This is a genomic window from Desulfomicrobium baculatum DSM 4028 (assembly GCF_000023225.1).
In the GTDB taxonomy this organism is placed as follows: Bacteria; Desulfobacterota; Desulfovibrionia; order Desulfovibrionales; family Desulfomicrobiaceae; genus Desulfomicrobium; species Desulfomicrobium baculatum.
Genome location: NC_013173.1, coordinates 247,462 through 263,068 on the forward strand (window position 1 = coordinate 247,462; position 15,607 = coordinate 263,068).

The following is a 15,607-nucleotide window of genomic DNA, read 5'->3' on the forward strand; positions in this document are numbered from 1 at the left end:
GACAAAGCAGTTCTTTTAGAAAAAGAACCATATCTTGCAAAATGCAAAAATTTGTAATGAGTTAGATGAAGCTTTTCGTGGTCGCAGGATTGGCAATGTAGATCATGTAATATCGTTCTGATCAAGGGGATGCGGGGGTTGTGTTTCGGGTATGGGCGAATACCCGATTGGGTGGTCCATTTTCGATATAAGAGAGACGTGCGCGCATAATCGAAAAAGCGCGCTTGGCGGAGCAAAAAGTCAGAGCCGGACGCGCCCGGCGCGTCCGGCTCTGGGATGTTCAGCCAAGGCCCAGCTTCTTTTCCAGCTCGGCCACGATGAGGGTGGTCTTGATGACCGTGTCCGGATTCAAGGACATGGATTCGATGCCGCACTCGACCACGAACTCGGCGAACTCGGGGTAGTCGCTCGGGGCCTGGCCGCAGATGCCGATGTATTTGCCCTTCTTTACCGCCACCTCGATGACCTGTCTGACGAACCGCTTCACGGCCGGATTGCGCTCGTCGTAGACGTGGGCCACCAGGGACGAATCGCGGTCCACACCCAAAATGAGTTGGGTCAGGTCGTTGGTGCCGATGGAGAAGCCGTCGAAGACTTCAAGGAATTCCTCGGCCATGATCACGTTGGACGGGATCTCGCACATGCCGATGATTTTCAGGCCGTTCTCGCCCTGCTTCAGGCCGAACTCGGCCATGGTCTCGATGACCTTTTTGGCCTCCTCCACGGTGCGCGGGAAGGGGATCATGATCTCCACGTTGGTCAGCCCCATGTCCTCACGGATTTTCTTCATGGCCCGGCATTCAAGGCCAAAAGCCGCCTTGTAGTTCGGGGAATAGTAGCGCGAGGCCCCGCGCCAGCCGATCATGGGATTCTCCTCGTCCGGCTCGAAGAGCTTGCCGCCGATGAGGTTGGCGTACTCGTTGGACTTGAAGTCCGAGAGGCGCACGATGACCTGCTTGGGGTAGAAGGCGGCCGCGATCATGCCCACCCCTTCGGCCAGCTTGTCGACAAAAAACTCCGCCTTGTCGGCATAGCCCGAGGTCATGTCGGCGATGGCGCGCTTCAGGATGTCGTCAGGCAGGTCCTCGTAGTTCAGAAGCGCCAGGGGGTGGATCTTGATATAGGAGTTGATGATGAATTCTTCCCGCGCCAGACCCACTCCTTCGTTGGGGATGAAGCTCTTTTCGAAGGCCTGCTCGGGGCTGGCCAGGTTCATCATGATCTTGGTCTTGGGTTTGGGCAGGGTGCCAAGATCCGTCTCCTGGACTTCAAAAGGCACGAGGCCCCGGTACACGCTGCCGATGGAGCCCTCGGAGCAGTCCACGGTCACGTCCTCGCCCTGGGTCAGCTTCGTGGTCGCGTTGCCTGTGCCGACGATACACGGGATCCCGAGCTCCCGGCTGACGATGGCCGCGTGGCAGGTCCTGCCTCCACGGTTGGTGACGATGGCCGACGCGATCTTCATGATCGGCTCCCAGTCCGGGTCGGTCATGTCCGTGACCAGCACCTCGCCTTTGCGGAAGGTGTGGATCATCCCCGCCGACTTGATGACCTGCACCGGCCCCTGCCCGATGAGCTCGCCCACGGACTGACCTTCGACCAGCGTTTCCCCCTTTTCCAGGAGCACGTATTTCTTGAGCACGGCCAGGTCTTTCATGGAATGCACGGTCTCGGGCCGGGCCTGGACGATGAAGAGTTCTCCGGTCTGGCCGTCCTTGGCCCATTCGATGTCCATGGGCGTGAACTGGCCGCGATGGGCGCTGTAATGTTCCTCGATGGTGCAGGCCATGCGGGCCAGGGCCACGACCTCCTCGTCGCTTATGACCAGCCTGCGCCGGTCCTCTTCGGGCACGGTCACGTTCTTGGTCGGGGCCTTGGCGTCGGTGGTGTAGATCATCTTGATGGCCTTGCCGCCGACCCGCTTCATGATGATGGGCTTGAACCCTTTTTTGAGCGTGGGCTTGAAGATGTACCATTCGTCGGGGTTGACCGCTCCCTGGACCACGTTTTCCCCGAGGCCCCAGGCCCCGGTCAGGAAGACCGCGTCCTTGAAGCCGGTCTCGGTGTCGATGGAGAACATGACGCCGCTGGACGAGAGGTCCGAGCGCACCATCTTCTGCACGCCGATGGACAGCGCGATGGAGAAATGGTCGAAACCCTTGTCCTGGCGGTAGGAGATGGCCCTGTTGGTGAAAAGGGAGGCAAAGCAGCGCTGGCAGGCGTCCATGAGGTCTTCCGCGCCGCGGATGTTCAGGTAGGTTTCCTGCTGACCCGCGAAGCTGGCGTCGGGCAGGTCCTCGGCTGTGGCCGAGGAGCGCACGGCCACGTCCACATTGGAGCCGTACGTCTGCTCCAGTTCGCGGTAGGCGCCTGTGATGGCGCTCTGCAGGTCCGCCGGGATTTCGAGATTGCGTATGAGGGCGCGGATGCGGCTTCCCCGTTCCATGAGGTTGTCCATGTCGTGGGTATCAAGGCCCTCCATGATGGCCCTGATCTTGTCCATGGCCCCGGAAGCTTTGAGCAGGTGGCGGTAAGCGTGGGCGGTGACAGCGAAACCGTTCGGGATGGGCACGCCTTTCGGCACAAGGTTGCGGTACATCTCGCCAAGGCTTGCGTTCTTGCCGCCGACCAGCGGCACATCTTCTATTCCGAGCTCGTCAAACCAGAGCACGAAGGCGTTTTGTTTATCCACGGCAGTCCTCCTCGGGGTGCGAAAGGGGTTTGGTCGCGTCTTTTTTTTCATCTCACGGCTAGGCGAATTGTGCAACTCGGGAAGTGCTTTCCAGCGGGCCGGCGTGTTTCGCGGAGAGTGGATTTCAGGTTCTTATTCCGAGATATTTTAATATAATCTTTTAAAATAAAAGAAGATAATTCGATTGTTACCGCTCTGTGACAGTTTTGTTTCCGAAGAGTAAAAAAACTTTTCTTAACGCCCAAGATACTCTACAGAGGTGCGGGTTTCACGTCTTTGTCATACAATTGTCACAAACATCTTTTATGGATACCTTATGCTCAATATCTTGATTCAGACCCTTGGAGGACTCGGCATTTTCATCCTCGGGATGAAGCTCATGACCGAGGGCCTGCAGATGGCCGCCGGCAACAGGATTCGCAACGTCCTCAAGGCCGTGTCCGACAACAGGGTGGTGGGCTTCGCCACGGGCGCGGCCGTCACCGCCCTGGTGCAGTCATCCTCGGCCACCACGGTCATGCTCATCAGCTTCGTGTCGGCGGGGCTCATGTCGCTGACTCAGGCCGTTGGCGTAATGTTGGGCTGCAACGTGGGCACGACCATGACCGCCCAGCTCATCGCTTTCAAGCTCTCGGCCCTCGCCCTGCCCGCCATTGCGCTGGGCGTGCCCCTCAAGTATTTTTCCACGCGCAAGAAATACCGCTATCTCGGTGAAGTCATCCTCGGTTTCGGCCTGCTCTTTTTCGGCATGACGGTCATGGGCGACGGCCTCAAACCCCTGCGCCTGGAGCCTGAGTTCATCGCCTTTTTCACCAAGTTCAACGCGGCTTCCTTTGGCGGGATACTTCTTTGCGTGGCCACGGGCTGCGGGCTGACCATGATCCTGCAGTCCTCCTCGGCCACGGTGGGCCTGACCATGGCCCTGGCCACCCAGGGACTGCTCGACTTTCCTTCGGCCATGGCCCTGGTGCTGGGCGAAAACATCGGCACCACCATCACCGCCGAGCTGGCCACCATCGGGTCGACCAGTATCGATGCCCATCGGGCTGCGCGGTCCAACACCATGTTCAATGTGCTTGGAGTGTGCATCATGCTGCTCATATTTCCCTGGTTCTTGCAGGGGATTGAATGGGCAACCGCGTCCATGGGCGTTCCGCCCTGGGATATGCACGTGGGCCAGGAATACCCGCATATAGGCCGCTATCTGGCCAACGGTCACACGCTTTTCAATTTGACCAACGCCTTCGTTTTTCTGGTCTTTTTGCCCGTGTTGGTGCGGGTGGGCACCTGGCTTTCCCCCAAGGACAAGACCACGGGAGACTCCCTCTTCCGTCAACCGGTCTTTGATCAGCACGTCGAGGACAACCCCGTGGCGGCCTTGGCCCAGGTTCGGGGCGAAATCCATCGCATGTCCCTGACCGTGCAGGCGGCATATAGCAACGCCCTGGAATGCCTGGAGACGCGGGACCACCGCACCATTCGGCAACGCCAGCGTTTCGAGGATCAGGTCAACGCCATGCACCGGGCCATCTCCACCTTCCTGGCCAAGACCATGCAAAGCGAAATCAACGAGGAAACCTCCAACGACATCGCCGAGCAGATGCGCGTCGTCAACAATCTCGAGCGTATCGGCGATGCCGTGGAGGCGTTTGGGCTATTGTGCGAGGACATTGTCGACAAGGAGCTCAAATTCAACGAAGTCGCCATGCGCGATCTGTTCATTATCGCCGCCAAGGTCGATGAATTCCTGAAGATGATCAGCGATGCCCTGATCAGGCAGCCGGAACATCTCATGGAGAAGGCCGAGGAGGCCGAGCGGACCATCGACGCCATGCGCGAGTCCATGCGTGAAGCCCACATCGAGCGGCTCAAGATCGGCAAGTGCGGGATCGAGGGCGGCCTGACCTTCATCAACCTGCTGGCCCGGCTCGAAAAGATCGGCGATTATTGCTACTCCATCGCCCGTTCCGTGACCTCCGAGCACTAGACCGCTTCGGGCACTCAAGACACCCCAAAATTCCCGCAAGAAGCCTTATCTTGCGGGAATTTCTTGCTTCCATCTCCCTGCGCCGTTATTACTCCGTTAAAAGCATGCACGCTTTGCGAGCGCTTTTTTGTTTGCCGGAGGACATATGAGGCTTCCGTTTTTCTCTTCAATCCGTGCGACCCTCATCTTTCTGGTACTTTTGGCTATGTTGCCGGCTCTGGGGATCATGCTTTTTTCGGGCTACACGCTTCGGGAGAACATGGTGGACAGCGCCGAAGCGGCGGCCCTGCGGCAGATCCAGGTCATGGCTTCGCACCACGCAAAGGTTATTGAAAATGCCCGCTTGCTGTTGGCCACCCTGTCCAAGGCGCGCGAGATACAGGTGCTCGATCCTGAGGGTTCTCAACTTCTGCTGGAGGAAATGCTCTCCCGCAATGGAGACTACGCCGCCTTGGCCCTGTCCGATACCGACGGCCGTATCGTGGCTGTGTCTCCGGTGGCCTCCTTTTCCTCCATCGCAAGCGAGACCTGTTTTCAGGAAGCCAGGCAGGGCGTACGGTTTGCCATGGGGAAATATCATCTGCATCAGGATACCCGAAGCGTGGTCATGGATTTCGCCCAGCCGGTCACGGATCGGGAGGGTACGCTGCGCGGAGTGCTGGTGGCCTCTTTTGATCTGATCTACTTCGGGCGGATTTTTGCCGAAGCTCATCTGCCGGAGGGCTCGGTGTTTACCCTGACCGACGCCGAAGGCATCCGTCTGACCCGGTTTCCGGAAACCGAGAAATACACATGGGTTCCGGATCTGCCCCATATGATAGAGAAGATGTCGGCAGACGCGGAGGAAGGCGCTTTTCTGGACAAAGGCGTTGACGGGGTGCGGCGGCTCTACGGTTTCAAACGCCTGCAGTTCGAGGACGCCCATTCGCCGCCGCTCATGATCCGTCTTGGGCAGCCCGAAGACCTGGCCCTGGCCGAGGCGAGGAGGGCGCTTGTGCGCAATCTCGTGCTGCTTGTGCTCGCGACGGCCCTGGCCATAGGCACGGCTCACTTTGTAGGAGAACTGACCATCATGCGTCGTCTGGATCGGCTCATGTTCGCCGTGGATAGCCTGGGTACAGGCGACCTGGACACGCGCACGGGCCTCGATCACGACGAGGGGGAGCTTGGCGTCCTCGCGGCGGCGTTTGATCGCATGGCGGAAAGCCTGCAAATTCAGGATTACGATCGGCGACGGGCCGAGGAAGAGGTCTGCATACTCAACGAGGATCTGGAGGACCGGGTCGAGCAGCGAACGTCCGAATTGGCCAAGGCCAACGAAAATTTGCAGACGGCCCTGGAGAGCCTGCGTCAGGCCCAGGGACAGCTGGTCATGTCCGAGAAGCTCGCGGCCCTGGGCGGGCTTGTGGCGGGTGTGGCCCACGAAATAAACACGCCTGTGGGCGTTGCCCTTTCCGCCACGTCCACCATGGCCGAAAAGAACCGGATCTTGAGCGAACTGTTCGCCACGGGAGAGATGAAACGCTCAAACCTGACCGAATATCTGGAGTCCACCCGCGAAGGCGTGGAGATGAGTCTCCTCAATCTGAACCGTGCCTCGGATCTGATCCGCAGTTTCAAAATGGTCGCGGCGGACCAGGTCTCCGAATCGCGGCGCAGCTTCAACGTGCGGGAATATATCGGGCAGGTGCTCCTGAGCCTGCGGCCAAAGCTCAAGAAGACGCCGCATCGCGTCGAGGTGGAGTGCGACGAGGATCTGGTCATCGAGAGTTATCCCGGGGCGCTTTCCCAGATCTTGACCAACTTCATAGTCAACTCCCTGACTCATGCCTTCGGCGAGGGGCAGGCCGGTCTGATCCGCATTGTGGTCGCCAGGAATGACGGCACGCTGAGCCTGACCTATTCCGACGACGGATGCGGCATCGCCCCGGAAGTGCAGGACAGGATCTTCGAACCCTTTTTCACCACGGCTCGGGCCAAAGGCTCCACCGGTCTTGGCCTGCATATCGTCTTCAATATCGTGACCGGAACCCTGGGCGGAACCATCACCTGTTGCAGTGCCCCGGGCCAGGGCACTACGTTTCAGGTGCGCATGCCCGTGGAAAGAGAGAGCGCATGACCGATAACGACGAAATCCTGTTCAAGGACGAGATCCCACCCCTGGCTCCTGCCCAGGGCGCAAAGGACGACGGCTGGAAGATCCTGATCGTGGACGACGAGGCGGACGTGCATACCGTCACGGTCTATATGCTCGCCGGGCAGGAGTATCGCGGCCGCACGTTCTATTTTTTGCATGCCTACAGCGGTGAAGAGGCCAAGATAGTCCTGGCGGAGCATCCCGACATCGCCGTGATTCTGCTTGATGTGGTCATGGAGACCGATGACAGCGGGCTCAGGCTTGTCAGGTACATTCGCGAGGAGCTGTGCAATTACACCGTGCGCATCATCCTGCGCACCGGGCAGCCGGGCAAGGCTCCGGCGGCGCAGGTCATCCTTGATTACGATATCGACGACTACAAGGAGAAGACGGAGCTGACCCTGGAGAAGATGCTGGTCACGCTCATCTCGGCCCTGCGCAGCTACAGCTTCATCACCACCATCGAGAACAACCGCAATGGCCTGCGGCGCATCATCGAGGCGTCGTCGGACATTTTCGAACGCCAGTCGTTGCAAAAGCTCGGGTGCGGCGTCTTGAGCCAGCTGACGTCCATTCTGCAGCTGAAAAAAGACGCCGTGTACACTCATGCTTCCGGCCTGACCGCTTCCGGGGTTAAGGATGAATCGATGGTCCTGGCCGCAACGGGAGACTTCAGCCAGTATGTGGGGATGCACATTGAAGAGATCGGAAGCGAAGCGGTGCACCGGGCCCTGGACCGGGCCAAGAGCCAGCCCCACGGCTTTTACTGCGAGGATGACAAGTGCGCCTGGTATTTCAAAAGCAAGACGGATTCGGAGAATTTTCTGTACTTCGAGCTGGCCAAGGATCTGGATGAAAATGACCGGGATCTGCTCGAACTCTTTTTTACCAACGTATCCCTGGCTTTCGACAATCTGTACCTAAACAAGGGCATCGAGGACACGCAAAAGGAAGTCATTTTTCACATGGCCGAGACCATGGAATGCCGTTCGGCCGAGACCGGAAGCCATGTCCGACGCGTCTCGGAATACGTGCGCCTGCTGGCCCTCAAATACGGGCTCGGAGAGGAACAGGCGGAGATGCTGAAGCTGGCCTCCACGGCCCACGATCTGGGCAAGATCGGCATCCCCGATTCAGTCCTGAACAAGCCCGGCCCCCTCACTCCGGAAGAATACGAGATCATCAAGAGCCATGTGCAGCGCGGACATGATCTGCTCATGCGCTCATCAAGCCCCATCATCCAGACGGCGGCCCGCATCATCCTGCTGCACCATGAACGGTGGGACGGCCATGGCTACCCGCAAGGGCTCGTGGGTGAAGAGACGCACATCCATGGCCGCATCGTGGCCGTGGCCGACGTGTTCGACGCCCTGTCCAACAAGAGGGTCTACCACGAGGCCTGGACCTGGAAAGAGGTCTTCGCCCATTTCCTGGAAGAGAGCGGCAAGCATTTCGATCCGTGCCTGGTGGATATCCTGCTGGAGAACAAGGAAGACTTCATCGCCATCTGGGAAGAGTACCATGATGTGTGCGGGGTCTGTGCAGGAAGCCGCGAAGCGCTCCCGGCGGACTCTGACCGCCCCGCGTGAAGCGGGCTGTAACGGTCTCGCCTGTGGTTTAAGAGGTGTGAAATATTTTAAAAATATCGTTGTAACCAGGAAATTCAAGATGTGCTTCTTGGGCGGCAATAGATTGTCAGATCGCTGCAAGATATGTGTGTACACCATATATTTGAAGGTGGCATGATGCGAATTAAAATTAGCAACCCCCTTTGTCCAATAAAGCTTTTTTTAGTTGCGGTAATAATTGCATCCTCTGCTGGCTGCGCTAAATTTACTAAGTACGAGTATGTTTCACACGTTTTCCCCCTAGATGATGGAAATGAGCTTGTCATTTCTACGTTTGCATCTGGGTATCCAAATATCAAAAGTCGAATATCTTTCTTGTATAAGGAATTATATGCTCCACAATCTGTCTATTTCCAATTTTTTGTGCGGGAAGCAGGTGTCACAGGTGGTCGCAATCCAAATATTGAATCCATTCTTGTCCGAAATTTCTCCTATGAGTTTCCAGGACAGGCCTCTGTGGTATTGATTCAAGACTACCCAGACGGTTTCTGGCAGCAAGGACAGCGCGACTATGATTCTGAAAATTTGGAGCCAGTGCCGTGCGTTGATGGTTGGCACGTTCGAGTAAAGTTCGATTTGGTATTGAATGGAAGAGCCTTCAAGGGCGAGCATATTTTGTACGCGCGGGAAGTGTCGAAAGTGTACCCTCTTATTTTCGATGCGTTAAGATAGGCATAATGATTTTTGAAGCATGTTTTGTGCTGGATGCACTTACAATAGTTGGGGGAAATTCAATATCTGGCCGTCTGAATTTTGCGAATTAAGCAAAAGGAACAATGAGTTGAAAAAAATGGGATTGTTTGCAGTTTGCGCTCCGTGATCTTTATTTTTTACTCTGTTGTGTCGTAAAAATATTTCATGAAGGCCAGATCAGGAGGTGCGGAATATGCGGAATTTATTAATTGCCGGTCTATTGGCGGGTGGGATTGCAGGGATGGTTCCCTTGCTGAATGCTGGGGCAACGCAATCTGCGGCAGTCCCGGTTAGCAAGGACACTCAGGATTGTTTGTTCTGTCATGAGGATCTGCATCCAGGGATTGTCTCGGCTTGGCGGGAAAGTCGTCATGCTCGTATCACCCCGGGAGAGGCGATACAGGTCAAGGGGTTGGGGCTGAAAGTGTCATCCACGGAGATTCCGGAACAGTTCCTGAACGTAGCCGTAGGCTGTGCCGAATGTCACACCCAGCGTTCCGAGGCCCATTCCGGAACTTTTGACCACGGCGGGTACGATGTGCATACGGCCGTGAGTCCCAAGGACTGCGCCACCTGTCACGCCCAGGAGGCGGACCAGTTCTCCCGCAATCTGATGGCTCACGCTCGGGGCAATCTGGTCAACAATCCTCTTTACATGGATCTGGCCAGGACCATCGAAGGCCGGGTGGCGCGTGCGGAACAAAAGCTGGAGTTCACGCCTGCTGATCCTTTGACCCAGGCGGAGTCATGCCTTCACTGTCATGGAACTGAACTGGAGGTCGTCGGCTCGGAAGAACGGGACACTTTTCACGGCGGTATGGAATTTCCAGTGGTGACCGGTTGGCCGAACCAGGGCGTGGGCCGGGTAAACACCGACGGCAGCCTTGGGACGTGCGGAGCCTGCCACAATCGGCATCAGTTCTCAATCGAAATGGCCCGTCAGCCCTATACCTGCAAGAAATGTCATGTCGGCCCGGATGTCCCCGCCTACAAGGTCTACTCCGCCAGCCGCCACGGCAACATGTTTTCAACCCACGGCAAGGAATGGGACTTCAAGAAGGTCCCCTGGACCGTGGGTGAGGATTTCACGGCGCCAACCTGCGCCAGCTGCCACGTCAGCCTTCTGGCGGACGCGTCCGGCAACGAAATCGCACCCAGGACGCACCAGATGACGGACCGTCTGCCATGGCGGATTTTCGGACTGATTTACGCCCACCCGCACCCCATTTCCCCGGACACGAGCATTATCCGCAATGCCGACGGGCTGCCGCTGCCAACCAACCTGGACGGCACCTTTGCGGGGGATTTTTTGATCAATGCGTCGACCATGGCCGAGCGCGCGGAAAACATGCAGAAAGTCTGCCGCTCCTGTCATGGCAGCGCTTGGGTGAATAATTTCTGGGAACGGTTTGAAAATACCATCATGACGACCAATGCGGCGACTCTCGAAGCATCGCGCATCATGCTGGATATTTGGGACAAAGGCTACGCCGTCAATCACCTGGCAGGAGGGAGCCCGTTTGATGAAGCCATGGAGCGGCGCTGGAGCGACGTCTGGCTGTTCTACGCCAACAATATTCGCTTTGCCTCATCCATGGCAGGAGGCGGGGACTACGGGGTGTTCGCCGACGGGCGGTATCATATTGCCCAGGCGATCATGGAACTCAACGATTGGTTCGCCCGGCAAAAAGCGATGGACGCCTTAGGGAACACGGGGCAACCAGCCTCGAAGCCCTCCCTGCAGAAGGCCAAATAGAAAAGAACATCTCGGCCTGGCCGCCCCGCGGCACCGGTGAGGTAAGACCTATGTTCTGAAACCGAAGTGCCGGATAGTTTACGCAATTTCGTGTAAAGCCGGGGTCGTATCTTGAATTTCAAGGTTCAATGATCTTTGATCTGTGTTTTTTCAAGTTTAAAGAGGTCAGCAGGTAATTTCTGCTGACCTCTTTGCGTGGGGAAAATCTGGAGTCAGCCATCATGTTGCAGTAACGTCTGTATGACAAAATTCAACGTGTGCGCCGCATCGGAAATAGCCGAACGAGTTGTCGGGCATATTGAGCAGATGTAAATTGATGCGGAGGCATGTCTTTATCCAGGCTGTTGGTCGATACATCACTAGCCTATCGGCGAATAACCTCGCTCTTTCATATCAATACTAAACGAACTTGGTACCGCAGTCAGATAAAATAATGATTGCTACCCATGTCTTACAATCATTCACTCCTTGCTCAAATCAATATTTGTTGCTAACCGACGCATTTGCCGCAATCCGGAGGCCGGGAATGATCATCAAGAGTCGAGATCCGAAAGACAAGGATATTGCCGAACTCGATGCGTTGCTGAAGCAGACCGACGCTCCAGGCAAGCGCTTTCTCATCGAACGCGAACTCAGGGCCATGAAGGCTGGAATAGCGGGGGAGGAGGACTGCGCCTACTACATCAACTTCTATTTCGGCAAATCCGACAACTGGTGCGTGATCCACGACCTGCGCATCGAGCACCAGGGCAGCGTGGCCCAGATCGACCACCTGCTGATCAACCGCCTTTTCGATATCTACGTCATCGAATCAAAAAATTTCTCCTACGAAGTGGCCATCAACGACAGCGGAGAATTCACCCTTAAAAGCGGCTCCCATTCCTTTGGCATCCCGTCGCCCATCGAACAGAACAAGCGCCACATATTCCTGCTGGAAAAGTTCATCGCCGACCGCGGCCTCATCCCCGGCAGGCTCGGCATCCCCATCGTCCCCCGCTACAGAAGCGTGATCCTCATGTCCCCCAAATCCGTCATCACCAGACCGGACAGGAAGACGTTCGATACCGACATGGTGATCAAGGCCGATACGTTGCGGACAAAAATCGACGAGTTTGTCGACAGAATGAACCCCCTTCAGGATCTGGCTGCCATCGGGAAGTTGTCAAAGATCACGATCGTGGCCGAATTCGCAGATTCCCTACAGTCACACCACTCCAGCGCCTCCCCCGACTACCGCAAGAAATTCGGAATCCACCCCGCGCATGACCCTATCCAGACCGTGATCGACAGAAGCAACGGTGAGGAAGAGCAGGGGGAAAAGAAGTATTACTGCTTCAAATGCAGGAAGGCGATTCCGGATAATGTGGCGCGGTTTTGCTGGAACAATAAGGAGAGGTTTGGGGGGAAGGCGTTTTGTTATGAGTGTCAGAGGGGATGTAATGATATTGAATCACTTTAGAAAATTCAAGATTCAAGATCTGAGCCTTAACTCGCGTACACTTATGAGTGCCGCATAACCCTGACTTCAGCCAGAGCATAAATCTGACTTCAAAATTAATCAGAAGATGGTTTTTTAAAAAATATGCAATAAAATAATAGCTGTAGCGACATGCTCACGGAATTAGATTTGCTGAAGGAAATTCAGTAATCAGTGAACTGCCATTTTGGTGAAGTCCGGATAATAACACTGTTAACACAATTCTAAAAGACCACAGAAGGGTTTTTCCGATGCCGAAAGGATATGCTCCCGCAGTCTTCGTAAGCTCCACGTGCTTTGATCTCGGGCAAGTCCGAGCAGATTTGGCCGAATTCCTCGTAACCTTGGGGCTTGACCCGATAATATCAGAGTACGCAAGTTTTCCGGTCAACCCCAATTACGATGCAATAGCGAACTGCTTGGAAACAGTAAAGACACGGGCGGACATATTCGTCCTGATAGTAGGTGCCAGATATGGACAGACACCACGTGAAGGTAAATCTGTAACAAATTTAGAGTATCTTGAGGCACGTGCAAAAGGAATTCCAATATACGTATTCGTGAACAAATCCGTTCTTAGTTTCATGGAGGTATGGAAAAAGAATCCAGATGGAGACTATACAGGGATCGTTGATTCAACTTCAGTCTTTGAATTTATAGAGGCTCTGCGAGGAAACGCGGAGCATTGGGTGTTCCCATTTGAAAAAGCTCGCGAAGTTACCCATACACTGAAGGCTCAACTGGCGTATCTGTTCATGGACGGCTTGGCTAGCCGCTCAAGGATCCGAAGCGTTGCCCTCCCAGACGATCTGCAGACACTTTCTCCCCGGGCTTTAGAAATTCTCCTTCAGAAACCAACAGGCTGGGAATATCTCCTGTTTGCCGAGGTGTTTAGGGAAAGTGTTAGAGCTTTGAGGAACCGAAGATATGACTACGACTACGGGCTTAACTTCGCCTCATCGATAAGCATTAATGAGATGGGCCCCCTGATGAATTGGCTCTCAACTCATACCGATGGCATGGTGCGGGTATCTGATTCGCTTATACGATTAATGAACCAGGCTCTTCCTGTCGCATTTGGTGCGCCAGGTGAGCCTGGTGATCCATCGCATCTGGTCTATATCGCAAAAAGCCTAGGGGCAGCCTATGCAAAGGCCATAGAATGGGGGCTTGAGTTTCAACGTATTCATACTGACGATGCCTACTCGCGGTTGATGCAGATAACGTCAGGGATGACCAAGAACATAATCTCGGAAATTGAAGAGTTCGCTGAGCACGTGCACTCCCAATTGAATACTGCTTTTGCGAGAGAAATACCGGAAGGAGAGATTGTGCGTCTTGAACTCACATTAACGCTTACAGCCCCTGACATGTCAGAGTTTAATGCCGAGATGGAACGCCTTCAAGGCGAGATCTGTTGATGAGAGAAGGATAAGTGGATATCTAGCTAATTTTAAAAAATAAATGTACCAGAGAAGTTGGTGATTTTGACGTTATGCGTCAAATATAGGCCGCCGCAATGGTTGATTACGATCTTGGGAAAAGAATCATCGCGCTACGGGAACGTGTAGTGACGGACTTTGATGTCGGAGACTGGGAGGGGGTCGGTATTCTCACGGGCTATTCCGATCTAATTTCAGGGCACCCGTGGGGCATGGGTCACCCATCAAAAGGACCGAGGTCAAGAGAAAGTGCTCCAGCGGGCCAGAAAATTAGGTTTTCTCGCCTCGGACAAAACTACTTGATAATACCTCGAATTTCTTTGTTTTTGCCTTTCTCGAAATATCAGCTTTGCGATGTCAGCGTATTTCGCCGCACCAGTCACCCATCAGGATCTAGGCTGCCGGAGCAGCCCCACCGTCTTGCGACGGCCAGATAATCTTCGATCCCACGCCATGTCCAAAGTGTTTTTACAGATCTCATGGTTGTGAACCAACCCGTTGCTGGCTCATGTCGTGGTCGGCGAAACAAAGTCATCCGAAAAGCTGGAAGCGATGGCTACCAATCAGATCTGGTGGTTATGACCTGCCCGGCACTTTTCAGACCAGTCGAAACTTGAGATAGGTTCCCCCTCAACCACGAGGGAACTGATGAAAAAGGGACGATTTTCCGAAGAGCAGATGGTGGGCATCCTGCGCGAAGCTGACCGCAGTCCGGTGGCCCAGGTGGCCAAGAAGCATGGAATCAGCGAGCAGACGATCTATACGTGGCGACAGCGGTTTGCCGGCATGTCCGCCGATGACGTGAAGCGGCTGCGGTTGCTGGAACAAGAGAACACGCGACTGAAGAAGATCCTTGCGGAACGGGACCTCGAAATCGAGGTCATGAAGGAGATCGCCGCAAAAAAGTGGTAGGCGCACCCGCCCGACGCCTCCAGGTGGCATACGCCAGGAGTCGCGGACTTTCACAACGCAGGGCGTGTGCGCTGTTATCCACTTCCCGGTCGTCGCTCCACCACTACGAGTCACGGCTGGAGGCCCGGGACAAGCCACTGATGGCGGCTATGACAGATCTGGCTGCGACGTATCCGCGCTTTGGATATCGCCGGATCAACGTGTTCATGGAGCGTCTGGGGCATGTCATGGGCGCCGACAAGGCGTTCCGCCTGTGGTCCAAGGCCGGGTTGCAGGTGCCCAGGAAGCGGCCTCGGAAACGAGTGGCGGCGTCCCGCCCGAGACCGCAACTGCCGATGGGAGCAAACGAACTGTGGGCGTACGACTTTGTCTATGACGCCTGCGCCAATGGTCAGCAGATCAAATGCCTGACTGTGGTAGACGAATACACGCGGGAATGCCTGGCTATAGACGTTGCCGGCAGCATCAGATCGGGCCGGGTGATCGAGGTGCTGTCCCGCCTGATCAGCGAACGTGGAGCCCCTCTGAGCCTGCGTTCTGACAACGGACCGGAGTTCGTGTCGAAGGCGCTGCTCAGATGGGCGGCTCAGGAGTCTCTGGATCTGGCGCTGATTGAGCCTGGGAAGCCATGGCAGAACGGTTTGAACGAGAGTTTTAACGGCAAATTTCGCGATGAGTGTCTGTCGATGGAATGGTTCCGGTGTCGGTCCGAGGCGCGGGTTGTGATCGAGGAATGGAGGCGGCACTACAACTCCATTCGTCCGCATTCAAGCCTGAACAACATGACGCCAGAGCATTTCTGTCGGCAGTATGGGAAAAACCTGAACCGTGGGGAAACTCTCAAGAATTGAGTGGTCCGAAGTTTCCCGGCAGGTCAGTTATT

General features: G+C 55.5%; 9 protein-coding genes. 8 read left to right on the forward strand and 1 reads right to left on the reverse strand.

The genetic code is table 11. From position 1 onward, the window contains the following. Window positions 1–280: 280 nt before the first annotated feature. On the reverse strand, window positions 281–2,692 hold the full coding sequence (gene ppsA, locus DBAC_RS01070) for a phosphoenolpyruvate synthase (protein WP_012805424.1): 2,412 nt from the start codon (window positions 2,690–2,692) through the stop codon (window positions 281–283). A gap of 316 nt (window positions 2,693–3,008) precedes the next feature. On the opposite strand from ppsA, the gene DBAC_RS01075 reads away from it, so the two are divergent. The 8 genes from DBAC_RS01075 to DBAC_RS01115 all read left to right on the forward strand — a co-directional run bounded on the left by DBAC_RS01075 (window position 3,009) and on the right by DBAC_RS01115 (window position 15,575). Beyond that, window positions 3,009–4,679, forward strand: a complete 1,671-nt coding sequence (locus DBAC_RS01075; protein WP_012805425.1) for a Na/Pi cotransporter family protein — start codon at window positions 3,009–3,011, stop codon at window positions 4,677–4,679. A 145-nt stretch (window positions 4,680–4,824) separates the two neighbouring features. Continuing rightward, entirely contained in the window at window positions 4,825–6,798 is a 1,974-nt protein-coding gene (locus DBAC_RS01080; protein WP_012805426.1) for a sensor histidine kinase, read from the forward strand. After that, the gene (locus tag DBAC_RS01085; protein ID WP_012805427.1) at window positions 6,795–8,405 is read left to right on the forward strand and encodes a DUF3369 domain-containing protein; all 1,611 of its coding nucleotides are present in this window, start codon (window positions 6,795–6,797) and stop codon (window positions 8,403–8,405) included. The genes DBAC_RS01080 and DBAC_RS01085 overlap by 4 nt, the downstream gene beginning before the upstream one ends. 153 nt (window positions 8,406–8,558) lie before the next feature. Then, on the forward strand, window positions 8,559–9,116 hold the full coding sequence (locus DBAC_RS18655) for a hypothetical protein (RefSeq protein WP_143890740.1): 558 nt from the start codon (window positions 8,559–8,561) through the stop codon (window positions 9,114–9,116). A 445-nt stretch (window positions 9,117–9,561) separates the two neighbouring features. Further along, the gene (locus DBAC_RS01095; protein ID WP_228644916.1) at window positions 9,562–10,893 is read left to right on the forward strand and encodes a multiheme c-type cytochrome; all 1,332 of its coding nucleotides are present in this window, start codon (window positions 9,562–9,564) and stop codon (window positions 10,891–10,893) included. 526 nt (window positions 10,894–11,419) lie between these two features. After that, on the forward strand, window positions 11,420–12,352 hold the full coding sequence (locus DBAC_RS01100) for a nuclease-related domain-containing protein (protein ID WP_012805430.1): 933 nt from the start codon (window positions 11,420–11,422) through the stop codon (window positions 12,350–12,352). 269 nt (window positions 12,353–12,621) lie between these two features. Then, entirely contained in the window at window positions 12,622–13,791 is a 1,170-nt protein-coding gene (locus DBAC_RS01105) for a DUF4062 domain-containing protein (RefSeq protein ID WP_012805431.1), read from the forward strand. Between the two features lie 669 nt (window positions 13,792–14,460). Then, window positions 14,461–15,575, forward strand: a protein-coding gene (locus tag DBAC_RS01115) for an IS3-like element ISDba1 family transposase (RefSeq protein ID WP_143890741.1) whose coding sequence is annotated in 2 segments (ribosomal slippage) — window positions 14,461–14,710 and window positions 14,710–15,575 — 1,116 coding nt in all. Because the reading frame shifts where the segments join, the coding sequence is not laid out codon by codon here. The last annotated feature ends 32 nt before the right edge of the window (window positions 15,576–15,607 follow it).